Here is a 23,470-nt window from a genome sequence, read left to right as displayed (position 1 = left end):
CAGCTGGAACAACGGCGGCATTATATCCAGAATTGATGAGGAATGGCGATAATATCGCATTACGCCACCGACTCTATCTCACTCGGATATTGGTTGTTCAGCCAAGCTAGAGCATCTAACCAGAGATCGTCTTCATGTTTCTTACGGAAGAAGCCAAAGTGTCCAACTTTGGTGCCCAGTTGTTTTGTTTTCACTGTCTCTATTTCGACGTTCGCGTTGCTGTAAAAGCTGGCAAGCTGATGGACGGATTTCGGCGGTGCAAAGTCCATATCATCATCAATCAGTTTGAACTTAATATCACAGGTCATTTGCTCGAAATTTTCGCGGATTGGTGTGCTGTTTTCATCAATGATGTAGTGCGGATCGCGTCCCCAGTATGCCCATTGTTTGGCAATGCATTCTGGTAGAGCTTCGCCGCCAAGAAAGACTCCGGGAACTTTGCCAAACAGCGTTGATAACACTGGAACGACGAAATACCACATGGCAAACATGCGCGGTTTAGCAATGCCTTCCCAATTTGGCCAATATCCGCTTTGAGAGGAAACACAGTAAACGCTTTTAAATACCGTGTTGTTTGTCGCTAAACCTAAGATCTGACCGCCAACGCTGTGCCCAATACAGTGCCAATCGAGCGCAGGGTGATGGGTTGTCGCCCAATCAATGACGGTTGCCAAGTCCTTTTCTCCCCATGCTTGCATTGTTAAGCGAGGATCGCGCGTATCTTGAATAGCGGATTGACCAATACCGCGATAGTCATAGGTCACCACCAAATAACCATTTTGCGCGAGGAATTGAGCAAAACGTTGATAATAACTTTGCTTAACTGCGGTAGCCGCATTGATGATGATGCCGGCTTTTACCTCGCTTTCTGGATGGAAAACTCTGGCATGGATGGAGAGCGCATCAGGCGTTTTCAGTACTAATTCATTATTCATTGTCGTCCTGACTTGTTGTTATTGAATTGTTAACTTACCTTGATTCAATCTTTGGTGAGTTTCAATGAATCAAAGAAATACAAGCGGATGAGTTTGAAGTAACTCAAGTTTTGCGAGGCATCACTCGTTATTGTATTGGGAAGGGGCGAGGGAACTGAACGGTCTTGGCTGAATAGTGAAATAGACGACAAACAAAAAGGAAAGCGACATGAATGCGGCTTTCCTTTGTCTGCGGTGAGTAGACTGTCCGGGGTCTAGCTCAATAGATCCACGATTGCTTTACCTACGCCGTGTGCGCTCGTTGGGTTTTGACCTGTGATGACTCGGTCGTCCACAATCACAAGCTCTTGCCATGGTTGCACTTTAGAGTAGCGCGCTGCGCCACGAGCAAGAGACTCTTCCAATAGGAATGGGATGTCGTTGATAGTGCCGAAGTCGATCTCTTCTTCGCGAGTGAAACCTGTCACTGATTTAGACGCAAGTAGCTTTTCGCCATTGCTAAGCGTGATAGGGAGAAGAGCGCCAGGACCATGACAAACTGCTGCCACAATACCGCCATCTTCATAGTGTTTTGCAGAAATCTTGGCAAAATCTTCGTTGCTCGCTAGGTCTGAAAGAAGACCAAAACCACCCGGATAGAAGATCGCATCGTAGTTGTCACCGTTGATTTGTGACACTGGAATCGTGTTGTTGATGCGGTTCTGGAAATCATCATCCGCCAAAATTTTCTCGTTCACTGCGTCGCCTTCGATGTCGGTTCCGTACAGAGGTGCTTGTCCACCTTTGATAGAGGCAATGTCGTAATCGAATCCTGCACCCAGTAGTTCGCTAAGGGCATGAGTGAGCTCTGGCGCGTAAGTTCCGTTTGCTTGGTCAGTTTCACCAAGGGTCGCATGGTTCGTCACAATGATGAGTACTTTCTTCATGATGGTTTCCTTTTTGGCTTACGTGTATTTGTTGAACACCTTCATACTAATTGCTAAACAAATAAGTGATAATACGATTAATTGGCAAAACATTATTGCTATATAGCAAAGGTAAGTATGGACAGTTTTGAAGGCATCAATGAGTTTGTTACGGTTGCTGAGAGCTTAGGGTTTTCTGCAGCGGCAAAACAGTTAGGTTGCAGTACCAGTCACGTCAGTCGCCAAGTCACAAGATTAGAAGAGCGATTAGGTGTCGCTTTGTTGGCACGTTCGACAAGAATGGTGAGTCTAACGGAAGCAGGGCAAGCGTATTATCAACAGTGTAAAGAGTTGGTGATTGGGCTTCAGCAAGCCAATGAACAGCTCACCACGCAGCAAACTCAATTGAGTGGTACGTTACGCGTGAGTGCCGCTGGTGCGTTTTCTGAAAACCACGTAGCGCCTGCCTTGATGGCGTTTGCCAAGCAACATCCTAATCTCACGGTAGAGATCAACTTCAATACCAGCATGGTCAACTTTATTGAAGATGGTTTCGATTTTGCCATTCGTTACGGTAGGTTGAGTGATTCAGGCTTGGTTGCGAGAAAGCTGGTGGATCGTCCCATGGCAGCGGCAGCCAGTCAGCGTTATCTCGATGAACATGGTTTACCAACGCACCCTGAGCAACTCAAGCGTCATAGCTGCATTATTGCCAATAAGGACGTTTGGTTGTTTGAAAAAGACGGCAAGCCTTTAGATGGCGTAAAAGTGCAGGGCAGATGGAAGAGCAATAACGCACACACGGTCTTGCAAGCCTGTGAAGAAGGGTTAGGCGTGGCGTACTTACCCAAGAGCAGCTTTAACGATGCTATTTCGTCCGGTCGTTTAGTGCCAATCCTAGAGCCCTATTGGGGAAGTGGTAACAGCAGCTGGATTGTGTATCAGAATCGTCATTTTCTGCCACTACGAGCGCGATTGGTTATCGATTTCCTGCTCGATCATTTTGCCGATTGGCAGGAGTAATGATGCTCTGCCAATCGGTTTGTTTATCCATTTGTTAGACGGTCAATATACTAACGTTTCTACATGTTTTGATAGCTTGGTCCGCCGCCACCCTCAGGTGCTTTCCATGTGATGTTTTGCGATGGATCTTTGATGTCACAGGTTTTGCAATGCACGCAGTTTGCGGCATTGATTTGGAATATTCGCTCGCCTTCGACTTCTACCACTTCATACACGCCAGCAGGGCAGTAGCGCTGGCTTGGCTCATCAAACTTCTTCAAATGGACTTGAATCGGAATATGAGGATAGGCGAGTTGCAAGTGGCAAGGCTGATTTTCTTCGTGTTGTGTTCCAGACAAAAATACCGATGAAGGTTTATCGAAGCTGATCACACCATCTGGTTCCGAGTATTTAATAGGTTGGCACTCATCAATTGGTTTCAGCTGTTCATGATCGTGCGAAGGATCAGTGATTGTCCATGGTATTGGTTTCTTAACCAGAGGCTGCCACAGATTGTGTTCGAAGGTGGAAAGTGCTCCGCCTAGTACGCTGCCGAATTTGTGAATGTTCGCACCAAAGTTGCGTGTGTCACCAAGCTCTTCATACAACCATGAATCTTCAAACTTGGTTTGGTAATCCGGTTCCGAATTGGATTGTGTGATTGCTTCAGCAATCGCCTCTGCGGCTAACAAACCGGATTTCATCGCAGTATGGCTGCCTTTGATCTTGGCGACGTTCAAGGTACCTGCATCACAGCCGATCAACAGACCGCCGGGAAATTGCTGTCTCGGCAGAGAAGACAACCCACCTTTTGCAATGGCTCTTGCGCCGTAAGCGATGCGTTGAGCGCCTTTCAAATGTTGTTCGATTGCAGGGTGGTGCTTAAAGCGTTGAAATTCGTCAAACGGACTCAAGTAAGGATTGCTGTAATTCAAGTCGACAATAAGCCCAACGGCGATTTGGTTGTTTTCCATGTGATAGAGAAAACCGCCGCCCGTGGTGTTGGATTTACTCAGAGGATACCCTGCAGAATGAATCACGCTGCCTGATTGATCTTTGGCATTGACAGGTAACTCCCAAATCTCTTTAAGCCCAAGCGCATAATGTTGCGGTTGTTTATCATCGTCTAAATCAAATCGTTGGATGAGCTCTTTACCTAAATGACCTCGGCACCCCTCGGCGAATACGGTGTATTTGGCTTTTAGCTCAATACCGGCTTCAAAGTTGGGTTTGGCTTCTCCGTTCTTGTCCAAGCCCATGTCGCTGGTGTTTACCCCTGTAACAGCGCCAAATGCATCGTAGTTAATCGTGGATGCAGCGAAACCGGGATAGACCTCAACGCCAAGCGATTCTGCTTGTTCTGCTAACCAACGGCACAAGTTCGCCAAGCTGATGACGTAGTTATTTTCGTCATTGTGCATTGGGTTGGGGGTAAGAAAGTGGGGAACACGAACGTGATTAAGTTCTGTGGTTAGGTACAAGAAGTCATCGTTTTTTACCGCGGCGGAAAGAGGCGCGCCCATGCTTTGCCAATCCGGAAAGAGTTCGCCTAATGCACGTGTTTCGAATACCGCGCCAGATAAGATATGTGCACCAACTTCTGAACCTTTCTCTACCACACAAATAGACAGCGGTTCACCTTCACGTTCTTGGTTGAGTTGCGCCAAGCGGCATGCTGCACTCAAACCTGCAGGTCCGGCGCCGACAATCACCACATCAAATTCCATGCATTCTCTTTCCATCTTCTTGCTTCCTTTATGCGAAACCTTTCTTTGTGTTTCAGGTGCTTCTTCTATTACGCAGTGCTCGTATAAAGAACTATAGTCCAGTTGACGTAAACGTAAACTAAACTAAGCTCAAATGGTAACGTCATAGGGCGTGATAAAGATTTTGAGTGACAATGTCACAATGCTTTTTTTGTTAGCAAGGTAATGAAAAAGCTGAGCTTTAACACCAATCTTTGTCACGCATGACCCAATTGCTAGGACGCGTATCGCTTTGCGATCTGCTAGGAGGGAATGTGAAAGTACTGGTTGCGATTAAACGTGTAATTGACCCTTACGTTAAAGTAAGAGTGAAACCTGATGGTTCCGGTGTGGAAACCAACAACGTGAAAATGACGATGAACCCATTCTGTGAAATTGCGGTGGAAGAGGCTGTTCGCCTTAAAGAAGCTGGGGTAGCAGAAGAGGTGTTAGTGGTGTCGATTGGTGACGCCAGTTGTCAGGAACAATTGCGCTCAGCGCTCGCATTAGGTGCGGATCGTGCGATTCATATTGATGTTGAACAGTCACCAGAACCGCTTGCGGTCGCGAAGTTACTCAAAGCTGTGATGGAGCAAGAGCAGGCTCATTTGGTGCTTCTGGGTAAACAGTCAATCGATACGGATAACAACCAAGTCGCGCAAATGATGGCGGCACTGACGAATCGTCCGCAGGGGACATTTGCATCGGAAGTGAAAGTCGAAGGGGAAACGGTTCTTGTTACTCGAGAAATCGACGGTGGTTTAGAAATGCTCAAACTGGATCTGCCTGCGATCATCAGTACGGATTTGCGATTAAATGAACCGCGTTACGCCTCTCTACCGAATATCATGAAAGCGAAGAAGAAGCCGCTATCGGTAATGACGCCAGACTTCTTTGGTGTGAGTGTCGAACGCTCTCAGCAAGTGTTGGAAGTCATGACGCCGCCTGCTCGTAAAGCCGGTGAGATGGTTGGCAGTGTGAGCGAGTTAGTCGACAAGCTCAAAAATGAAGCGAAAGTGATTTAGGAGGCATAACTATGGAAAACAAACCGTTAGCAACCTTGGTCGTTGTGGAACACGACAACCAATCACTTTCAGTGGATACATTACGTGCGTTGAGCGCGGCTTCTCAAATTCAACATGACGGTGCCTCTTTGCCGGTCACCGCCTTGTTAGTCGGACACCAGTTCAACTCAGTATTGAATGAGTTGAAGTGTGTGCAAGGTATCTCACAGATCATTGCGATTGATGCTTCCGAATATCAACATGCATTGGCAGAAAACCTGTCTACTTTGATTGCCGAAGTTGGTCGGGATTATTCGCATATCCTAGCTCCCGCGAGTACCTTCGGTAAGAACTTGATGCCCCGAGTCGCTGCCTTATTGGATGTCGGGCAACTGTCAGATGTGATTGCAATTGAATCGCTCGATACGGTTGTTCGCCCCATCTATGCCGGTAATGCGTTAGCCAGAGTTCGTTCGGACGATACAACCAAAGTGATGACGATTCGAAGTTCAGCGTTTGACGCAATTGCTATGTCTGATTCACCAGTAGTTGAGAATGTCGTGACGTTAGAAACGGTCATTAAGGCAGAACACAGTGAGTTTGTTTCACAGCAAAAAGCAGAAAGCGAAAGACCAGAACTACCTGCGGCAAACGTCGTGGTCTCTGGAGGTCGTGGATTAGGCAGCAAAGAGAATTTCGCGCTGGTGGAACAACTGGCCGATAAGCTTGGTGGTGCAATTGGTGCATCACGCGCTGCGGTAGACGCTGGCTTTGTCTCTAACGATTTGCAAGTAGGGCAAACGGGTAAGATTGTCGCGCCTCAACTGTACATTGCCGTGGGTATTTCCGGTGCAATTCAACATTTAGCAGGGATGAAAGATTCCCAGGTGATTGTGGCGATCAACAGTGATCCTGAAGCGCCAATCTTCCAAGTCGCAGACTATGGTTTGGTTGGTGATTTGTTTGAGATTATGCCGGAATTATTGGAGAAGGTTTAATTTCGCTATTTTTCGGGCGTCATTCCCTGGAGTGAAGAATGAGCGAGTAGGGAATCTCTCTTTAAATTCATCCTCAAAACAAAGGGCTTCCAATCGGAAGCCCTTTATTATTTATGACAAACGTTCTCTAAACGCTCGCTTTTCTCAAGTGTTCTGCCAGTACTTTTGTGAACCTTGCTGCTTCACCGCCGGTACATGCGCGATGATCAAACGTAATCGAAAGTGGCATAGCTTTCACTGCCACAGCTTGTCCGTCTCGAATTACAACCTTCTCAATGATTCGACCTGCACCGACAATCGCGACTTGTGGCGGAGTGACCACTGGCGTTGCGTAAATGCCTGCAATTGCGCCAAAGTTTGATAGCGTAATGGTGGCGTGCTGTAACTGCTCACGACCGATCTTACGTTCACGTATGCCTTGTACAGTTTGGTCCAACCAACGGCGTACCTCTTGTGGCTCGTATTCATCAGCGTGTCGTAGAACGGGCACGTATAAACCGTGTCGGCTGTCTACGGCAATACCAATGTTCACCGTACTGTGAACACAACGCGTCATGGTTTCGGCATCAAACCACGCATTCATTGCTGGCTCTTCCTGACACGCATGTACAATGGCTTGGACCAGACGAATACTGATGTCTTCACCTTGCTTCCAGCCTTCCAACACGGCTTCTTCGGTAATAGTGACCGCTGCGACATTGTGATGGGATTCCGCCATGGTCGATACCATGGTTCGGCGTGCGCCTTTGAGTACTTCTGTACCGGGGCGTTGTTTGCCTGCTTCATCGTAGATATCGGCATCGACGATCAAACCATCCGGACCGCTGCCTTTGACCAAATCTAAATCCACACCCAGTTTCTTCGCTAATAGGCGAGCAGAAGGAAGCGCAGTGATGAGGTTATCTGGTGATGGATTATGTTCACCACCAATCCAGAAATCATCCACATTCACGCTGTGCGCATGCTGGGAGACATTACCGACCACGGTTGCTGCATCGGCAGTTTGTTTTTTCTCGGAGACGGTTTGTTCTGCTCCCGTTTCATCGATTTCCAGAAGTAGAGCACCAATGTTGATTACGTCGCCTTCTTCACCATGACGACTCACGATACGACCGCCATAAGGCGCAGGAACATCCACGGTCGCCTTTGCGGTTTCGACAGTAAGCACCACTTGATCGAGCTTGACCATATCACCGACACTAATATGCCATTTCACAATTTCTGACTCAGCGAGACCTTCGCCGAGATCGGGTAAGTTAAATGTCTTCATTTCCAATCCTCCACGAGTTCGCGCGCGGCGAGCACAATGTCTTCTTCCTGAATCATGTAATAATCTTCGTTGCGGTAGTACGGCATGATGGTATCCATACCTGTGACGCGTTTTGGTGGCGCTTTGAGTAGGCACATGGCATGTTCTGCGGTTCTGGCTAGCAGTTCTGAGCCGACACCACAGGTTTTGCTGGCTTCATGGACCACCAAGAGGCGTCCGGTTTTCTCTAGCGAACGGAAGATGGTCGCGGTATCAATGGGTTTGATGCTGGCTAAATCAATCACCTCAACTTCGATACCTTGATTGGACAGCGTTTGAGCCGCTTGCAGTGATTCGACAACACACGCTCCCCAAGTCACTAACGTAATGTCGCGACCTTTGCGAAGGGTAAAGCATGTGTCGAGAGGTAGTGCTTCGCCATTATCCACCACTTCGGATTTCACCGTGCGATAGATACGTTTTGGCTCAAAGAACATCACCGGATCGTTGCTACGAATAGCTGCTAGGAGCAAGCCATAAGCGCGTTGCGGTGATGAAGGAATCACAACCTTAAAACCTGCAGTGTGAGCAAATAACGCTTCGACACTTTCGGAGTGATGCTCTGGTGCATGAATACCGCCACCAAAGGGTGCGCGGAATACGGCAGGGCAGGTGAGTCGACCACGAGTGCGGTTTCGCATTCGCGCCGCGTGACACATTAAATGCTCCAGTGCAGGGAAGACAAAGCCCTGGAATTGAAACTCTGCCACAGGTCGTAAGCCTTGCGTTGCCATGCCGACAGTGACACCGCCAATAAGCGCTTCAGCTAAAGGTGTGTCGATAACGCGCTTAAGACCGTATTTTTGCTTGAGTCCAACTGTGGCGCGGAATACACCGCCGTTATCACCCACATCTTCGCCAAGGACGATGACATTCGGATCGTGTTCCATTTCATGGTGCAGTGCGAGGTTCACTGCTTCAACTAACGTGAGTTCAGCCATGTTTCCCTCCCTGCATTCGCATTGCTTTGTTGATTAGCTCATCCCTTTGAGCATGAAGCTCTTGGGGCAGGGATTCATAAAGGAAATCGAAGCCCGTTTCAGGCGCTTGATTCGGCATGTTGAGATAACGTTCAACGGCGAGTTCAACTTGTTCTTTACAGTGGGCTTGCCACTCTTGCTCTTTCTCGTTACTCCAAACGCCTTGATTGGTGAGAAAGGCTTTAAGTCGACGAACGGGTTCATATTGCCAAGCCGTTTGAACCTCATCCTCGTTACGATAACGGGTCGCGTCGTCGGCGGTGGTGTGATCGCTCAGGCGGTAACTTATTGCTTCAATTAACGTTGCGCCTTTGCCTTTTCTGGCTCGTTCGAGGGCAGTCATTGTTGCATCAAACACCGCGACGACATCGTTGCCATCCACCGTAATACCAGGAATACCAGCGCCTTTGGCTTTTTCTGAGAGAAATTCCGCAGCACATTGCAAACTGCGCGGCACGGAAATCGCCCATTGGTTATTGTTTACCACAAAAACTAATGGGATGTTCCATGCGCCCGCACAGTTAATGGATTCAAGGAAGTCGCCTTTGGAAGTGCCGCCATCGCCGCACATCACCAAAGCCGCGTCGTGATTGCCTTGGATTTTCAGTGCTGCCGCAACACCAACGGCATGGGTACACTGGGTTGCGATTGGGACACAGAAGGGCAGATCTTTGCTAGGAAAAGGGCTACCTTCAGGAGCGAAGTCGCTGCCGCGTTCATCGCCTCCCCAGTATTGCAGGTTCTTCTCCATTCCTATACCACGACACCACATGGCGGGCATATCGCGATAATAAGGAACAAATACATCACTGGCTTTTAGCGCTCTGCCTACCGCTATTCCAACGGCTTCCGAGCCAAGGTGTGATGGATAGGTACCTAATTTACCAGTGCGTTGCAGGGCAACGGCTTTGTTATCGTAGGTGCGAGTTAAGACCATGTCTTGGTAAAAACCGACCAGTGTTTCGAGATCAGCCCAGTTGGGTAGTTGGCTGACGAGGTTCCCATCATGGTCGATAAACCGATGCATGGGTAATGCCTGAACGTTCATCTCAAGCTCCTTTTGACGCTGCGGGTCTTTTGGACTGCAGCTGCTCATTATTTCGATCTCAGCCTGTATGGGTACTCAGGCTTTGATATCAGCGCAAAAGGTCATACCTAGGATTGCAGTTGTTTTGATAGTTATCGACGCTTTTGGTGCTCGTCTCTCTAACAAAAGTGTGTTCTGGTAAAACACAAGGCGTCATTTATTACTGCTGTTTACACCGCCTAATCCAGTGATGAATCTTGGTATAACCAGATACAGTAAGTGTAAACAAATTGTTAAATTATGCTTTAGTTTGAGTTGTAACCCACAGTAAAGTTTCGCTTACACCGTACTTTTCTAGGATAAAACACTGCTTTTTTGAATTGTACGTTTTCGAAGTTGAAGGGAATCACTGAGTTTGACAGGAAATTTGTAATAAAATTATGCTGTAAAATTCGACAGGTTGAGTGATTTATCAACCATATTTGTGCAGATCCAGTAACACGTTAATCTCTCCGTCACGCTTTGACGATAGATTTGAATTTGTCGCTTCCCTCGATAGTTGAATGCAGGTAGTGTGGCGACTAATGAAAGTCAGTGATACGCATGGAGAAGTTATGTACCACATTCATGTTTACTTCCCGCTTCAGCAGCAGGATAAAGCTCAAGCCTTGAATGAGATCATTCGTCAAGAACGCCAAGATGTTTTGCGCGTTTTCCCTTTAGTGTGCAAGTTGGTTGGTCCACATAAGATGCCGATGTTTGAGCTGCATGTTGAATCGATAAGTGATGAGTTTATCGCATGGCTTGATACCATTCGTGGCGGTTTTTCGGTTCTGATTCATCCTGTCAGTGATAACGAGCTGCGTGATCATACCGAGCGTGCGATTTGGTTAGGTCGTGAGCTTGGCGTATTTGAAGAAAAGCTCGAAGCATAATTCGTTTGGGTAGACCGTTTCTTTCCCTCCTATTTGGTCTATCCAGATTCAGCAATTCCGTCCATCGTGTGCTAAACCTTAATAACGGTAGTGATAAAGTAGTCACTGCCGTTTTGAGTATATTTATGATGTTTAACAATGCATTAAAACAAGATTAAGCACAAAAACAGGGAAGTGCAGTTTACGACCCCAACGCCATTGGCAGTGGAAAAGGACATTTCTGGAGGGGAAAGGGTATGCTTACAATACTCTTAGTAGCACTTGCGCTGTATATTTTCTGGTTGTTGTTTCGTAACGGTCCTGCGTTTGCAGAGCGAGTACCGAACAAAAAACGTAACTGGGTCGGACCCACGTCCAATCAAAAAGAATGGCAGGGCTATTGCTCCGAAGTCTTTCAGCCATTCAGTTCTCAAACTACCTTTTATGCCATCGCTTATTTTGCCAATTTTGTCGCTGCGGCAAACGCCATATCATGGTCGATAGTGTACGAGGGCGATTACTCCGTCATCATCAGTCGCTTTGGCAGCTATTTCATTCTCAACACGCACGATGCCTTGGTAATATCTGGGTTCGTCGCACTGGCGTGTTTCATCATTAATTGGCAAATGGCGGTACACTGCGCGGGGATCATGAGCCAGTATTTGGTGCGAATCTTAATCATCAATCGTACGCGCTTCGTTGCGATTAGTTTGGTGTTCTGCAGTTACTTTGCCTACCTGCTGACTGTCGGCATTTTCTGGTTGTTCCACGATGGATACTCTATTTGGCATGGGCTTACGCTCACTCCGGTATTTCTGCTGTTGGCTTTGTTGCTTGCGGTTGTGTTGCCATCAATGAAGAAAGAACCTGCCGAGAAAGAGTAAGCGCCACTTATTTCATTGAGTTGCGGTAGTAATTCCACTGAGGTTGAGGTAGGATTGCCGACCTTTTTTTCGTCAGTGGGAGGACTTATGTATATCGGCTTTGACTACGGCACCGCGAACTGTTCGGTGGCGAAAATGGAACAAGGTGAACCGCAACTATTAAACCTTGAAGGGAATAGCCCTTACATTCCTTCCACCCTTGCTGCACCAACGCGTGAATCGGTGTCTGAACACTTGTTCCGCCATCGCAGCATCAAACCGTTCGATCAGGTTGGTGAGCAGGTTTTGCGTCGCGCGATTAACCTTAATCGTGAGGAAAGTATTGAACTTGAGCCAGAAGACATGGCGTTTGGTCAAGCGGCATTGAATCGCTACTTGGAAGATCCTCGCGATATCTATTACGTGAAGTCTCCAAAGTCTTTCCTCGGTGCTTCTGGTCTGCGTGATGTTCAGCTGAGTTTCTTTGAAGATCTGGTTTGCGCCATGATGGACAACATCAAATCGCAAGCAGAGAACAGCGCACAGCAAATCATTACTGATGCGGTGATTGGTCGTCCGATCAACTTCCACGGTCGTGGCGGTGAGACGGCGAACATTCAAGCGGAAGGCATTCTTTTAAGAGCAGCAAAACGTGCTGGTTTTCAGAACATCGAATTCCAATTTGAACCGGTAGCGGCAGGTCTGGAATACGAAGCAACGTTAACCGAAGATAAAACCATACTAGTGGTCGATATCGGTGGTGGTACGACAGACTGTTCTTTGATTCAGATGGGGCCATCTTGGCGAGGTAAAGCCGACCGTACCGCAAGTCTGTTAGCGCACAGTGGTCAACGTATTGGTGGTAACGATTTGGATATCGCCTTGGCGTTCAAACAACTGATGTTCCCATTCGGTATGGAGAGCAAGATGGAATCGGGCATCATGATGCCAACCACGCAGTTCTGGAATCCAATTGCGATCAACAATGTGGAAGCGCAGAGCGATTTTTACTCACGTGAAAACTTATCGGCGTTGAAACTGCTGCACAAGCAAGCGCAAGAGCCTGAGAAGCTGGCTCGTTTGTTAGAGGTTTACCACGAGTCACTGGGCTACAACATCGTGCGTCGCGCAGAAGAAGCCAAAGTCGCGTTGTCTGATCAAGCGTCTTATCGTGCGGGCATTAACTTGTTGTCTGAGTTGATTGAAGTCGATGTTCAACGTGATGAGATGATCGAAGCGATTGAATCACCGAAGAATAAGATGACGGCTTTGGTTACCGAAGCGGTAGAGCAAGCGGGCGTGAAACCGGATGCGATCTTTATGACAGGCGGTTCAGCACGTTCACCTATTTTGCGTGATGCAGTGCAGACAGTATTGCCAAACATTCCTGTGGTGAGTGGCAACTACTTTGGTTCGGTCACTGCTGGCTTAGCGCGCTGGGCAGAGGTTTGCTTTAAGTAAGACTGAGTTAGCTGTTATTAGATTCCTGATCTCGCCTAGGCTCGTCGGAATGACGAGGCTGGAGCTTGGCTGATGTGTTGAGCACTAAGCCACTCAAACTTTGACAGAAGACTAAATAGGGTCATTCCATAGAGCGAGGAACGAGCGAGTAGGGAATCTCTAAAGTGCACATCAGTACAACCAAAGGTGCACACGACTAGAATCATAGGTACCAAAAGCAAAAGAGCCCGCTGAAGTAGCGGGCTCTTTTCGTTTAAGCGATTAATGGTGGTGCGTGTGCTTTTCCATGTGGTCTTTCTTCTCAACCGCCATTTCGACTTCCACTTTACCTGCTTTTTTGAACGTCAGAGTCACAGGGAAACGGTCGCCTTCTTTTAGCGTTTGGGTTGGGCTGAAGATCATGAGATGGAAGCTGCCTGGCTTGAATTCCACTTTTTGCTGAGGCTCTACCACGACTTCATCAATCTTAATCATCTTCATCATGCCGTCTTCTTTTGTGTGAGTATGAATCTCCACACGGTCAGCAATCGGTGTTGAAGCCGCAATCAGCGCGTCATCAGCGTCACCTAGGTTGCTTAACTGAAAGAAACCGCCAATCACTGGAGCATTTGGTGGCGCTTCGCGGCTCCAAGGATGATCGATGTGAATCTTGCCTGCTTCGTATTCGTGAGCAAGGCTGAGTGGGCTTGCCAATAAAGCGATAAGAGCGATGGCTGTGGTTTTCATCAGTTTGATCATTTGTGTTTTCCTTTTTAAATCTGGCTGTTCTCTATCGGTTCTTCGATAGGATTAATACGTTATGTTTATTTACCGACTACTTCGTTGAGTATTTAGGTGTGGAAAACACAAGGCGGAGATTGCTTGGGCGCTAAGTATTTGTAAACTTTTCTTCCGCAAGCTGCGAAATGATAGGGAGTGAAAACATGCTTGGTGCGTCTTAACCAAGAGAGCGTGGCTAGATACAGACCGAACGCGATAGCAATAAAGAATTGCGCCGCTTGCAGCAATGGACATTCAAACTGAAACCCATCGTGCAGGTTAAGATCTTGAACAAATTCAGAATTGGGCAGTGCGTTGGCTTCAATCAGTTCGTTAATATCCACCCATTTAAAGCCATCAGCGGTACACAGTAACACCTTCTCATCTTGAACTTGGTTTAGCCAGTTTTCGCTGTGGATTTGCGTAGGGTTCAGTGCCGCAGTCGACGTTAGGTACAGCTGAAACAGCACAGCGATGATGATCATGACTGCGCTTATCGCTTTCTTTCCATGCTGTGTACTGAGTGTGTCCATACGACTTTTTATTATGAAGCGGAGATACGCTAATTGGCTGTAAGACTATGTTTCGGCGCAGGATAGTAACAAACGAACATCAAATTGTAATCGCGAGTTTATAAAAAGGTGATGTGAGTGTGTTTTATTTGTTTTGCGGTTTTTTATTCTGAGAACACATATCGCAAAGATTTATCGTTCCGGAAGCTTTCAAACCTATGGGTGCGCTGAATGTCGCAAATTGAGCTGGTGATTTTGCGTGCTAGAATCGCACTGATTCAATTCAAACTGATTATCTATTCCTCACTTGTTTTCCATTAACGGAATTATGACAGTAATTTAATAAAGGATACGGTATTCTCCGCACCTTTGTAGTTGCTTGAAGCGCCCGTCACATAAGGGCTGCGGAATCTTAAGAAATTTCTCCAATGAAATACGAACAACAGATCGGATATCGATATCCTAAAGGTCGATTTGCTATGGTGAGCGTGTACGCGTTTACTGGCGCTGCGATTTTAGCATCGACTATTTTTTCTCTTTTACTGTTTTTGTCGATAGACGAAAACCCAATGATGCAGGCGCTATTTGGCGGTCTGGCCATCATCTTTGAAGCGGGCAAGTTTTACGCTTGGTATGAATACGGTGAGCGTCGCGCGCACAGAAACTACACTGGAGCCCTCACGGCGTTAGTGTTCTATTTGGTGCTTGCCGCTATTTCTATCGGCGGCAGTATCGGTGGCATCAACAGTGCGACCAACAGCGCCCAAAGTCATATCTCTGTAGAGCAAGCGAAAGTGGAAGCGTACAACCGTCAGATTGCGTCAATCGATAAGCAGATTGAACTGAACAACATGGCGGCGCAAAAGTACATCGAGATGGAGCGTATCGCGACTGGCGTAACGCGCATTCAAGAGCAGAACAAAAAGCTACGTGAAGAGCAGCAACGTTTGGCAACAGAGCGAGATAGCTTACCGCCAGTGGCACAAGGTTCTGTAATTGGTCTGATCGACAGCTTAGCGAAAGCATTTGGAACAACCTCTTCTCAAGCGCAGTTGGGCTTGGTGGTGTTCTTATCTATCTTGTTAGATTTCTTTGCTGCTTTCTTTGTAGGTTTGATTGGTGAAGAGAATCGCTTCCGTCATTTCTTCCGTCGTAACGATGGTATAACGCTCGCAAACGTCCGAGATATTGAGCCAGAGCCTGCGGGGTACCTGCCTCACATCAAAGAGGAAGCTGAGCCTGAAGCGCAACAAGAGCTTGAACCAAAAGAGCCAAAAACGTTATTAGAGCAGGTGAGTGATGCGTTAAAAGGTCACCAAATTACTTGCACCAAAAAAGCGGTGGCGAAGCAGTTCAGGCTCTCGGCAGAAGAAGTCGACAAAGTGTTTGAAGAACTGGCCGAACTTGGTTTAGTCGGTAAGAAAGCCAACCACCATTACCACTGGATTGGTCAGGCCGAAGCGGCTTAAGCATAGCGAACGAAAAACAAAAGAGCGTCTAGATGGACGCTCTTTTTATTCGATTACTTTATACCTATATTCACTTCAAACCAATAGACACAAATCGATTCACATCAGGCTGAAATTAATCTGTGATGATCTTCTTAGTCGTGTTTTTAATTGGTTTCTTTTCTTTCTCTGGCATGGCCGCATCAACGGCTTTTCCAGCAAGCCCTTCGTCTGGTAGTGCTTCTTTACCAGCTTCTACCGTCGTGTCTTTTAAGGCTTCTTTTGGTGTGCATCGACCACCGACACCCACAACCGCTTTAGTGGCTGTTGCTTTAGCTGCTTTTTCTGCATCACAGTCTGGATCCAACACACCTGCGTGCGCAGAGGTTGCGCCGAATAGGAGAAGAAGTAGGGCAAGGTTACGTTTGTTCATTACAGTTACCGTCTTCGTGTAAACATGAATTAAGTGTAACTGAGTGATGTGAGTTTGCAGGAAAAGAAAAGTGCCGCCGAAGCGACACTTGCGAGTTTCTGTTGTAATTTCGGAACTTTAGTCGTTCGCGAGTTCAATTTCTCTTGCGATATTTTGATCGTTAATTACTACGCCATCGACTTCGATCGTCGCACCATCTAATTGTGCTTCTTGCACGCCATCGAGCTGGGTATTGGTATCAATCACCACCGTTTTGGTTTGGAATTCTGGCCCATGATCGTTTTGACAAGCCAGCACAAAAGTTCGGGAGTTTGCGTCGTAACTGTTTACTAAGCCTGTGCACTCAAAAGACTCCAATCGCTCTGGTGTGTTGTCGCTATTTGTCGCCGCGAAACTGCTTGCTGAAGCACAAGCACCGAAAAGCATAATTAGAGGCAGTGTCATTTTACGCATTATTAATCCCTCATTTGGTCATACGTATCTGTTGTAAAAATTGGAAAGAAAAGACGATACGAGAGAGGGAAGAAGCACCACAAAGACGGTGCTTCTTAGTTGTGTTTGTTGTACTTATTTCAACTTAGTCGTCGTGGCCTTCTGCTTCCACTTCACGTGCGATGTTTTGGTTGTTGATGATGATACCTTCAACTTCTACCCGCGTACCGTTTAGGTTGTGTTTATTTAAGCCTTCAAAGCGAGTTTGTGCGTCAATCACAACAGTATTGTTTGTCATAATTTGGTCTGCGTCGTTTTCGCAGCGAGCTACTTGGAAGGTTTCAGCATTCACATCGTAGTTAGAAACGATACCTTCACATTCGAACTCTTTACCTTGCCAGTTGCTGTCGTGGTCACCATCAAAATCAGGACCATCGATTTCAATGTTTGTCGCTGTGCGAACGCCGTTCTTCATTACCGATGTTACTTCCACTTCTTGACCTTGTTTAAGATCCGCTTTAGCACCATCTTCAAAACGTGTTGCGTTGTCGACCGCAAAGTTGCCACGGTAGTTTAGTGAGAATTGGCTGTAATCGTTCGCAACCCATGTCACGATACCTTCTACATCATTGTCGCCAACAAGGCTGTCGTAGTTTTCTACTTCCACTTCTGTCGCAACAAACACGTCGCCTTGCATTGAGCCTTCAGCTTCAACCCATTGACCGACCTCTAGACCGTCAACGCGGTTGTAAGATACTGTTGTGTTTGCGCCAAGTTTGAACGTGCTGTTGTTTGCATCAATGCTTGAGATACGGCCTTCGATTTCGTCAGGGCCATTGATATCAAAATCAAATTTCACAACGGATAGCACTTTGTAACCAGCATCAGCAGTTGGTAGTGATGACACCATGACCCAATCGTTTAGCTCGATCTCGCGGCTCAAACCGTCAAACTGAAGTTCTACACCGTTAACTGTGAACGTTTTGCTTGCATGATCAATCGCGGTTACTGTACCAGTCATGGTTGGCTCTAGCGTAACGACGACGGGTTCATCTGTCGTGTTCGACGCTGCTTTTACTGTTGAGCCAACTTGCACCATCATGTTTGGATGTACCGCACCAAGGTTCATTTTTTGAGTGCCATACATGACTTCAGACACTCGGTAAGTGTAACCATTCACCGTGATGGTACTTGCTTCATCGTTTACTGATTCAACCGTACCGATTGCAGCGCTTGGCTTCACAACAGGTTGTGGTGTTGAACTACCGCCGTCACCAGACCCGCCACAACCAGATAATGCCAAACCCACTGCCGCTACAAGCGCTAATTTTTTCATGATATCGACCTATTTTTGAAAGCTTATTTATGAATTTGGCTGTATCTTATGACGCGTATCGTGAAGTGATCGTGAAGAAACGTGAGCCTATGAAAATATTAATTGTCGACGATAATCACAATGTTTCAGAAACCATTGCCGATTATCTAGAACTCGAAGGAATGACCATTGATTGCGCTTACCACGGAGAGGCTGCGCTAAATTTAATTCAAGAAAATCATTACGATGTCATCATCATGGACATCATGATGCCAAAGCTCGATGGCATCAGTACGGTTGAGAAACTACGCCAAGAACTTCTTTGTGGTACCCCAATTTTGTTCTTAACCGCCAAAGATACCTTAGATGACAAAGTGGCTGCCTTTAACGCGGGGGGCGATGATTATCTGATGAAGCCTTTTGCCATGCAGGAGCTGAGCTTGAGAGTTCATGCTCTAGCCAATCGAGGCCCAAGACAAGACATTGGTACATTGAAGTTTGCCGACATTAGTTTGGATGCTCGCACTGATGAAGTGACGCGCATGGGCAAACACATCAAGCTAAGTCGTATTCAAACCAAAATTCTCAAGTTGTTATTGAAGCGTGCACCGTCTGCAGTTTCTCGTACTGAAGTTATTGAGAATGTGTGGGGCGATGAACCGCCGGGCAGTGATGCATTAAGAAGCCACATTTATGGTTTAAGAACGGCACTCGACAAGGGTTTTGATGATTCCAGATTAGAGACGATTCATGGACAAGGCTACCGACTCAAAGCATAAAGAATACCCGAGTATCTATCGCAAGATTCGCTGGGGTTTTGGCTTGATGACCTTTGCGATGTTCACCTTATTTTGGTCGTTGATCTACGTTGCTGAGAATAAACTCGAAGTATTGAGCTTGCACCACTGGCTTGATACCGAAGTGGCACTCTATAAAGAAAACTACCAACAGATGGGGTGGGATGCGCCATTGCCAAATGTGATGGAGTTTGACTCGTATTGGAGTGAAGCGCCAACGCCAGATTGGTTGTTGTCGTTTAAGTTTCCTGGTTTCTACGAATACTTATTGGGTGAAGAAGATAAGCACTTCGTGGTGTTCGAGCACCCGTCTGGAAAAGGGCTAATGTACATCGTCTTCCAAGATGATTCCGATGACTACTTGGACGAATACGAAAGCTCGCTACATCAATTTACTTTCTTCTTGGGTGGCTTGTTCTCCATCATCATGGTGGGCTATGGCGTTTACATGGTGCGTATTCTGTCTCGACCGTTAGCGAAGATCGAAGACAAGATTGGCAGAATGCCGCCGGATCAACCAACGTTTGAGGTTGATACCAAGTTCAGTGAAACACGCCATATCGAACAGACGCTGTTAGACAGCAAGAACGAGATCGCGGGCTACTTCAAACGGGAACAAGAGTTCAGCCGCTTTGCGTCACACGAGCTACGCACGCCAATCATGGTGATCAAAGGATCTACCGATATTCTGAGCCGTGTGCCAGAGCAACTGCCTATCGCACAAAAGGCAATTACCCGTATGCAGTCGGCATGTGAAGAGATGCGAGTGTTAACGGGGGCCTTTTTGCTATTGGGTAAAGAGAAGGTAGAACCACAACATTACGCCGACCATGCGCTATTGCGTTGTTTGAATCAGCAACTGGACGAACTCGCACCTTTATTTGCCAAGCAAGGGGCGGAGTACAAGTTGGAAGAGACCAACAGTGGTATGGTGCATGCACCGGAAAGCTTCGTAACGATTGTCATCAATAACCTGATAAAAAACGCTTTCAGCTACAGTGTGGGTGATATAGAAATTGCTCTCAATGGGACGCAACTTGTTATTGTGAATCGCCATGATGGCAACGAAACCTACAACGCTGGCTATGGATGTGGCTTGGTGATTGTTGAGCGCATCTGTGAGCGAATGAGTTGGCCATTTGAACTGGATGATGATGGCGTCAGGTTTACTGCAAAAATCGATTTTCGCTCCTAAACGTGCGCAAATAATTTAAAGCCAGAGAACGTACTCTGGCTTTTTTGTATCTAACTGCCAGTGAAACAAGAAAAAAATTCGATATCGATTAGACTCAAAAGAGTCAAAGTGAATTGCAAGGAGTGGCTATGCTCTCGTATCAGGTCAATCGAAGTATCGAAATTGAAAAGACACAAAGTGACATCATCGAGTACTTGAAAGACTTTACTCATTGGCCAGAGTGGTCGCCGTGGATCATTATGGAGCCGGAATGCGAACTCACCTACAGTGATGAACAAGGTGTGGTTGGTTCTGGGTATCAGTGGAATGGTCATCGTATTGGGACAGGGGCGATGGTACTTGAGAGCACACAAGAACACCGCCTAGATATGGAGCTTCACTTCTTCCGACCATTCAAAAGCCACGCAAAAGTGACGTTTTTAGTGACGCCGTCACAGAATGGCTGCACGGTTGAATGGATGATGCAATCGCGAGTTCCTTGGTTTTTGTTCTTCTTGAAAAACATGTTTAAGTCAATGATTGGTATGGATTATGACCGCGGACTTCGCATGCTGAAGAGTCAGATGGAAACGGGCCAAGTGCTGTCTCAACTTACCGACGTCGGTTCCCGCAAACAAAATGAAATTAACTACATTGGTTTGATGGGGTCCGGAACCATTCCAGAATTAGGTCCCGTCATGCAAGATCATGTGGTACGACTGTACGAGCTGGCAGAGCAAGAAAGCTTGCCAGTGACAGGGGAGTTATTCTGTTACTACCTTTCTATGGACATGAAGCAAGGTTACTTCGAATTCATCACTTGCTTGCCGGTGATAGCAGGCGTCGCAGCTACTGGCGATTTTGTGGCTGGGACGATCCCTGAGTGTGAAACTTATGTGGTTGAACACAAAGGTGAGTACTGGTTCTTAGGGAATGCTTGGTCGTTTGTCATGAATCTTACTCGACAAAACGGCATCAAAGTCAAAACCAAGCCATTGGGTATCGAGCGTTACCTGAACAATCCAAATGAAACCGATAAAGCAGATTTGTTGACGGAAGTGATTGTCTTCAAGAAATGATGTGCGTTGTAAAACTATGAAGCAACGCCATGTTTCATCTCAACTGCATGATAGTATTCGTTTATAAATTAGAACGATACACAAGTTGATGCGTGCCCTTGTGGCACCATCGTATTATGTCATGGATGAGATATGAAGCTTAAATACCCCCTAATTACTGCCTGCCTTTTTGCCACGCCTACCTTTGCAGATGATGCACCAAAGAACATTATATTTATGATCGGTGATGGCATGGGCCCTGCGTTTACTACCGCTTATCGTTATTACCACGATGATCCAAAAACCGAAGAGATTGAACCGACCATCTTCGATTCCATTTTGGTTGGTATGGCGAAAACATACCCTGATGATGTCACCTATGTTACCGATAGTGCGGCGAGCGCAACGGCTCTAAGTACCGGTGTGAAAAGTTACAATGGTGCGATTGCGGTGGATACCGATAAGCAGCCAATCAAAACCATGTTAGAGATGGCAAAAGAAGAAGGGATGACGACAGGCTTAGTGGCAACGTCACAAATTAACCATGCGACCCCAGCAAGTTTTGCCGCGCACAATGAATCCCGCCGAAACTACGATGCCATCGCCAATGACTACATCGACAACAAAGTGGATGACCAACTGCCAGTGGACTTACTGCTGGGTGGCGGTGTGCGCTATTTCGAGCGTGATGATCGCAACCTTGTTGATGAGTTCAAGCAGCAAGGTTATCAGTACATCACGGACTTCAAACAACTGCCTGCGCTGCAAACCTTACCTGCATTAGGTTTGTTTGCAGACAAGGCCTTTCCGTTTGCACTTGATGAAAATCCAACACGATTAGAACAGATGACCAATAAAGCCTTGTCTCTACTGCAGCGTCAGGACAATGGTTTCTTTGTCATGATTGAGGGGAGCCAGATCGACTGGTGTGGCCATGCGAATGATATAGCATGCGCAATGGCAGAGATGAGCGACTTTGCCAAGTCCGTAGAGTTAGCGAAAGCCTATGTGGATGGTCATCCCGATACTTTATTGGTGGTCACGGCAGATCACTCTACTGGCGGTTTAACGCTTGGCGCGAATGGACAGTATCAGTGGGATACTGAAGTGATCAAAGGCGTTCATAAAACCGCATGGCCTTTGGCGATGTCTCTTGCGCAGTCGAATGACATGATCGCGACATGGAATGAGTCTGTCGATTGGCCTTTGTCTAAAGAGCAAGGTAGAAAACTGGCGTATGCGAAATTGAGTGAGGAGCCGGCAAAAACGCTCTACAAAGAAGTGAAAGCCATTATCAACGATAAGAGCTACACCGGTTGGACAACAAAGGGGCATACCGCGGTTGACGTTCAAGTGTTCGCTTATGGCAAAGGTTCTGAGCAGTTTGTCGGTTCACAAAACAACACTGACATTGCCAAGAAGTTGATTTCGTTCATCCAAGATTAACAGGATAGATTGTCACGTGAACTTGCCACCCAGATCACCGTTTTATGGGGAATTTTGCATGACAAATAGAGCGAATTAGCATAGCTTAGTTTTTGTGCAACATGGAGTGCGGAATCTTTGATGTGATGCGTATAGAGAATAAAGCAAACCCTTATGTAACCAGCAGTCAGCTCGATTTGAAAAACGCCAGTCGTTATATGAATCTGGCGTTTAAAGCGAATCGAATTGATGTGAGTGCAGAATTGAGTACCCAAACTGGAAAGCCAACTATGGTAATCAAGAATGAGGATGGGGCGGTTGTGCGTCGCATTGATGGTCAAAAGATCATTAATAAAATGAACCACGTTGATACTTACGCTTGATGTGACACTTCAAAGTGAAAATGAACCAAATAAAAATGCCTCAGCAATTGCTGAGGCATTATTTTTATCGCTCTATAACGTTAACTCAAGTGTTACGCCATAGTGCTCAGAGCCAACTTCTCTTTGCTAGAGAATTATTGTGCACGGAATTTACCGCTGTTTAGTTCAATTTTAGACGCTTTTACGCGACTGTCAGCATTCAAGTAATCGCTGATACCAAGCAGGTCTTGGCCCTCAGATGCTTTGAATACTGCAGACTCACCTTGTGCAAATACAACGTCAAGCTTGAGTTCTTTAGCCACGGCTTTCGCATCCGCTGGATTTTTCACGGTAACGAAAATCAGGCCGGTGGCTTTCGATACGTTGCTAAACGCGTTCTTAAACACTTCATCGCCTGCATGCAGTTCTGCCGCTTCTGAAAGGTTATCGACAGAAAGTTTGCGGTAATCTTGGCCGTTAATCTCGACGGCATCTGATGCTACAAACAGCTCAGGCGCTGGTTGTTCTGCTAGTTGTTGCTCTGCATGGACAGCGGTTGCCATAGTCGAAAGAGCCAGAATAGAAAATGTCATAAATTTCATGTGAATGACT

The 23,470-nt window shown here is 46.7% G+C and carries 24 protein-coding genes; 12 read left to right on the top strand and 12 right to left on the bottom strand.

The window, feature by feature from the left end; genetic code table 11:
• Window positions 1-59: 59 nt before the first annotated feature.
• Together VCHENC03_RS22060 and VCHENC03_RS22065 are read right to left on the bottom strand one after the other, a co-directional pair.
• Window positions 60-935, bottom strand: a complete 876-nt coding sequence (locus VCHENC03_RS22060) for an alpha/beta hydrolase family protein (RefSeq protein ID WP_009704626.1) — start codon at window positions 933-935, stop codon at window positions 60-62.
• Window positions 936-1,189: 254 nt separating this feature from the next.
• Complete coding sequence (locus VCHENC03_RS22065) at window positions 1,190-1,861, bottom strand: type 1 glutamine amidotransferase domain-containing protein (protein ID WP_009704625.1); 672 nt, start codon at window positions 1,859-1,861, stop codon at window positions 1,190-1,192.
• A 117-nt stretch (window positions 1,862-1,978) separates the two neighbouring features.
• Here VCHENC03_RS22065 and VCHENC03_RS22070 point away from each other — a divergent pair, with 117 nt between their 5' ends.
• Complete coding sequence (locus VCHENC03_RS22070) at window positions 1,979-2,863, top strand: LysR family transcriptional regulator (protein WP_009704624.1); 885 nt, start codon at window positions 1,979-1,981, stop codon at window positions 2,861-2,863.
• Between the two features lie 59 nt (window positions 2,864-2,922).
• Here VCHENC03_RS22070 and VCHENC03_RS22075 read toward each other — a convergent pair whose 3' ends face one another.
• Entirely contained in the window at window positions 2,923-4,584 is a 1,662-nt protein-coding gene (locus VCHENC03_RS22075; protein ID WP_083481800.1) for an electron transfer flavoprotein-ubiquinone oxidoreductase, read from the bottom strand.
• Window positions 4,585-4,862: 278 nt separating this feature from the next.
• Between VCHENC03_RS22075 and VCHENC03_RS22080 the strand changes: the two genes are divergently transcribed.
• Window positions 4,863-5,612 (top strand): electron transfer flavoprotein subunit beta/FixA family protein, encoded by a 750-nt coding sequence (locus tag VCHENC03_RS22080; RefSeq protein WP_009704622.1) that lies wholly within the window; start codon window positions 4,863-4,865, stop codon window positions 5,610-5,612.
• A gap of 11 nt (window positions 5,613-5,623) precedes the next feature.
• On the top strand, window positions 5,624-6,589 hold the full coding sequence (locus VCHENC03_RS22085; protein WP_009704621.1) for an electron transfer flavoprotein subunit alpha/FixB family protein: 966 nt from the start codon (window positions 5,624-5,626) through the stop codon (window positions 6,587-6,589).
• Window positions 6,590-6,716: 127 nt separating this feature from the next.
• Here VCHENC03_RS22085 and VCHENC03_RS22090 read toward each other — a convergent pair whose 3' ends face one another.
• From VCHENC03_RS22090 to pdhA, 3 genes are read right to left on the bottom strand one after another with little or no spacing between them, the layout of a single operon-like run.
• Window positions 6,717-7,859: a dihydrolipoamide acetyltransferase family protein gene (locus tag VCHENC03_RS22090; RefSeq protein WP_009704620.1), complete on the bottom strand. Its 1,143-nt coding sequence runs from the start codon at window positions 7,857-7,859 to the stop codon at window positions 6,717-6,719.
• Entirely contained in the window at window positions 7,856-8,839 is a 984-nt protein-coding gene (locus tag VCHENC03_RS22095; protein ID WP_009696326.1) for an alpha-ketoacid dehydrogenase subunit beta, read from the bottom strand. The genes VCHENC03_RS22090 and VCHENC03_RS22095 overlap by 4 nt, the downstream gene beginning before the upstream one ends.
• Window positions 8,832-9,926 carry a pyruvate dehydrogenase (acetyl-transferring) E1 component subunit alpha gene (gene pdhA / locus VCHENC03_RS22100; RefSeq protein ID WP_009704619.1) on the bottom strand — a complete coding sequence of 365 codons (1,095 nt, stop codon included), beginning with the start codon at window positions 9,924-9,926 and terminating at the stop codon, window positions 8,832-8,834. The genes VCHENC03_RS22095 and pdhA overlap by 8 nt, the downstream gene beginning before the upstream one ends.
• A 593-nt stretch (window positions 9,927-10,519) precedes the next feature.
• On the opposite strand from pdhA, the gene VCHENC03_RS22105 reads away from it, so the two are divergent.
• The 3 genes from VCHENC03_RS22105 to yegD all read left to right on the top strand — a co-directional run bounded on the left by VCHENC03_RS22105 (window position 10,520) and on the right by yegD (window position 13,143).
• Window positions 10,520-10,840 carry a DOPA 4,5-dioxygenase family protein gene (locus tag VCHENC03_RS22105; RefSeq protein WP_005450131.1) on the top strand — a complete coding sequence of 107 codons (321 nt, stop codon included), beginning with the start codon at window positions 10,520-10,522 and terminating at the stop codon, window positions 10,838-10,840.
• 236 nt (window positions 10,841-11,076) lie between these two features.
• On the top strand, window positions 11,077-11,703 hold the full coding sequence (locus VCHENC03_RS22110; protein WP_009696323.1) for a hypothetical protein: 627 nt from the start codon (window positions 11,077-11,079) through the stop codon (window positions 11,701-11,703).
• A gap of 87 nt (window positions 11,704-11,790) precedes the next feature.
• The gene (gene yegD, locus VCHENC03_RS22115; protein WP_005450128.1) at window positions 11,791-13,143 is read left to right on the top strand and encodes a molecular chaperone; all 1,353 of its coding nucleotides are present in this window, start codon (window positions 11,791-11,793) and stop codon (window positions 13,141-13,143) included.
• Between the two features lie 261 nt (window positions 13,144-13,404).
• Here yegD and VCHENC03_RS22120 read toward each other — a convergent pair whose 3' ends face one another.
• Both VCHENC03_RS22120 and VCHENC03_RS22125 read right to left on the bottom strand, forming a co-directional pair.
• A complete protein-coding gene (locus VCHENC03_RS22120; protein ID WP_009704618.1) occupies window positions 13,405-13,881 on the bottom strand; it encodes a copper chaperone PCu(A)C in 477 nt (158 codons plus the stop codon).
• A gap of 92 nt (window positions 13,882-13,973) precedes the next feature.
• Window positions 13,974-14,435 (bottom strand): hypothetical protein, encoded by a 462-nt coding sequence (locus VCHENC03_RS22125; protein WP_032802065.1) that lies wholly within the window; start codon window positions 14,433-14,435, stop codon window positions 13,974-13,976.
• 407 nt (window positions 14,436-14,842) lie between these two features.
• Between VCHENC03_RS22125 and VCHENC03_RS22130 the strand changes: the two genes are divergently transcribed.
• Window positions 14,843-15,883 carry a hypothetical protein gene (locus tag VCHENC03_RS22130; protein ID WP_009704616.1) on the top strand — a complete coding sequence of 347 codons (1,041 nt, stop codon included), beginning with the start codon at window positions 14,843-14,845 and terminating at the stop codon, window positions 15,881-15,883.
• Between the two features lie 115 nt (window positions 15,884-15,998).
• On the opposite strand, the gene VCHENC03_RS22135 is transcribed toward VCHENC03_RS22130, so the two are convergent.
• The 3 genes from VCHENC03_RS22135 to VCHENC03_RS22145 all read right to left on the bottom strand — a co-directional run bounded on the left by VCHENC03_RS22135 (window position 15,999) and on the right by VCHENC03_RS22145 (window position 18,063).
• Window positions 15,999-16,295, bottom strand: coding sequence for a hypothetical protein (locus tag VCHENC03_RS22135; RefSeq protein ID WP_005439304.1), 297 nt, complete (start codon window positions 16,293-16,295; stop codon window positions 15,999-16,001).
• A 117-nt stretch (window positions 16,296-16,412) separates the two neighbouring features.
• On the bottom strand, window positions 16,413-16,748 hold the full coding sequence (locus VCHENC03_RS22140; RefSeq protein WP_009704615.1) for a hypothetical protein: 336 nt from the start codon (window positions 16,746-16,748) through the stop codon (window positions 16,413-16,415).
• Between the two features lie 124 nt (window positions 16,749-16,872).
• Window positions 16,873-18,063: a DUF5666 domain-containing protein gene (locus VCHENC03_RS22145; RefSeq protein ID WP_009704614.1), complete on the bottom strand. Its 1,191-nt coding sequence runs from the start codon at window positions 18,061-18,063 to the stop codon at window positions 16,873-16,875.
• Between the two features lie 89 nt (window positions 18,064-18,152).
• On the opposite strand from VCHENC03_RS22145, the gene VCHENC03_RS22150 reads away from it, so the two are divergent.
• The 5 genes from VCHENC03_RS22150 to VCHENC03_RS22170 all read left to right on the top strand — a co-directional run bounded on the left by VCHENC03_RS22150 (window position 18,153) and on the right by VCHENC03_RS22170 (window position 22,879).
• Entirely contained in the window at window positions 18,153-18,821 is a 669-nt protein-coding gene (locus tag VCHENC03_RS22150; RefSeq protein WP_009704613.1) for a response regulator transcription factor, read from the top strand.
• Window positions 18,793-20,034: a sensor histidine kinase gene (locus VCHENC03_RS22155; RefSeq protein ID WP_009704612.1), complete on the top strand. Its 1,242-nt coding sequence runs from the start codon at window positions 18,793-18,795 to the stop codon at window positions 20,032-20,034. Before VCHENC03_RS22150 ends, VCHENC03_RS22155 begins: the two co-directional genes overlap by 29 nt.
• 128 nt (window positions 20,035-20,162) lie before the next feature.
• On the top strand, window positions 20,163-21,092 hold the full coding sequence (locus VCHENC03_RS22160) for an SRPBCC family protein (protein ID WP_009704611.1): 930 nt from the start codon (window positions 20,163-20,165) through the stop codon (window positions 21,090-21,092).
• A 132-nt stretch (window positions 21,093-21,224) separates the two neighbouring features.
• A complete protein-coding gene (locus VCHENC03_RS22165; protein ID WP_032802064.1) occupies window positions 21,225-22,517 on the top strand; it encodes an alkaline phosphatase in 1,293 nt (430 codons plus the stop codon).
• Between the two features lie 125 nt (window positions 22,518-22,642).
• The gene (locus VCHENC03_RS22170) at window positions 22,643-22,879 is read left to right on the top strand and encodes a hypothetical protein (RefSeq protein ID WP_009704609.1); all 237 of its coding nucleotides are present in this window, start codon (window positions 22,643-22,645) and stop codon (window positions 22,877-22,879) included.
• A gap of 134 nt (window positions 22,880-23,013) precedes the next feature.
• Here the strand turns inward: VCHENC03_RS22170 and VCHENC03_RS22175 are convergent, their stop codons facing one another.
• On the bottom strand, window positions 23,014-23,460 hold the full coding sequence (locus VCHENC03_RS22175; protein ID WP_009704608.1) for a hypothetical protein: 447 nt from the start codon (window positions 23,458-23,460) through the stop codon (window positions 23,014-23,016).
• Window positions 23,461-23,470: the final 10 nt, after the last annotated feature.

Source organism: Vibrio sp. HENC-03, from assembly GCF_000305755.2.
In the GTDB taxonomy this organism is placed as follows: domain Bacteria; phylum Pseudomonadota; class Gammaproteobacteria; order Enterobacterales; family Vibrionaceae; genus Vibrio; species Vibrio owensii.
This window is presented reverse-complemented; position numbering and strand designations above follow the sequence as displayed.

Coding starts and splice junctions, on each gene's coding strand:
- VCHENC03_RS22060 (WP_009704626.1), bottom strand. CDS start 935: ATGAATAATGAATTAGTACTGAAAACGCCTGATGCGCTCTCCATCCAT.
- VCHENC03_RS22065 (WP_009704625.1), bottom strand. CDS start 1,861: ATGAAGAAAGTACTCATCATTGTGACGAACCATGCGACCCTTGGTGAA.
- VCHENC03_RS22070 (WP_009704624.1), top strand. CDS start 1,979: ATGGACAGTTTTGAAGGCATCAATGAGTTTGTTACGGTTGCTGAGAGC.
- VCHENC03_RS22075 (WP_083481800.1), bottom strand. CDS start 4,584: ATGGAAAGAGAATGCATGGAATTTGATGTGGTGATTGTCGGCGCCGGA.
- VCHENC03_RS22085 (WP_009704621.1), top strand. CDS start 5,624: ATGGAAAACAAACCGTTAGCAACCTTGGTCGTTGTGGAACACGACAAC.
- VCHENC03_RS22090 (WP_009704620.1), bottom strand. CDS start 7,859: ATGAAGACATTTAACTTACCCGATCTCGGCGAAGGTCTCGCTGAGTCA.
- VCHENC03_RS22095 (WP_009696326.1), bottom strand. CDS start 8,839: ATGGCTGAACTCACGTTAGTTGAAGCAGTGAACCTCGCACTGCACCAT.
- pdhA (WP_009704619.1), bottom strand. CDS start 9,926: ATGAACGTTCAGGCATTACCCATGCATCGGTTTATCGACCATGATGGG.
- VCHENC03_RS22105 (WP_005450131.1), top strand. CDS start 10,520: ATGTACCACATTCATGTTTACTTCCCGCTTCAGCAGCAGGATAAAGCT.
- VCHENC03_RS22110 (WP_009696323.1), top strand. CDS start 11,077: ATGCTTACAATACTCTTAGTAGCACTTGCGCTGTATATTTTCTGGTTG.
- yegD (WP_005450128.1), top strand. CDS start 11,791: ATGTATATCGGCTTTGACTACGGCACCGCGAACTGTTCGGTGGCGAAA.
- VCHENC03_RS22120 (WP_009704618.1), bottom strand. CDS start 13,881: ATGATCAAACTGATGAAAACCACAGCCATCGCTCTTATCGCTTTATTG.
- VCHENC03_RS22125 (WP_032802065.1), bottom strand. CDS start 14,435: ATGGACACACTCAGTACACAGCATGGAAAGAAAGCGATAAGCGCAGTC.
- VCHENC03_RS22130 (WP_009704616.1), top strand. CDS start 14,843: ATGAAATACGAACAACAGATCGGATATCGATATCCTAAAGGTCGATTT.
- VCHENC03_RS22135 (WP_005439304.1), bottom strand. CDS start 16,295: ATGAACAAACGTAACCTTGCCCTACTTCTTCTCCTATTCGGCGCAACC.
- VCHENC03_RS22140 (WP_009704615.1), bottom strand. CDS start 16,748: ATGCGTAAAATGACACTGCCTCTAATTATGCTTTTCGGTGCTTGTGCT.
- VCHENC03_RS22145 (WP_009704614.1), bottom strand. CDS start 18,063: ATGAAAAAATTAGCGCTTGTAGCGGCAGTGGGTTTGGCATTATCTGGT.
- VCHENC03_RS22150 (WP_009704613.1), top strand. CDS start 18,153: ATGAAAATATTAATTGTCGACGATAATCACAATGTTTCAGAAACCATT.
- VCHENC03_RS22155 (WP_009704612.1), top strand. CDS start 18,793: ATGGACAAGGCTACCGACTCAAAGCATAAAGAATACCCGAGTATCTAT.
- VCHENC03_RS22160 (WP_009704611.1), top strand. CDS start 20,163: ATGCTCTCGTATCAGGTCAATCGAAGTATCGAAATTGAAAAGACACAA.
- VCHENC03_RS22165 (WP_032802064.1), top strand. CDS start 21,225: ATGAAGCTTAAATACCCCCTAATTACTGCCTGCCTTTTTGCCACGCCT.
- VCHENC03_RS22170 (WP_009704609.1), top strand. CDS start 22,643: ATGCGTATAGAGAATAAAGCAAACCCTTATGTAACCAGCAGTCAGCTC.
- VCHENC03_RS22175 (WP_009704608.1), bottom strand. CDS start 23,460: ATGAAATTTATGACATTTTCTATTCTGGCTCTTTCGACTATGGCAACC.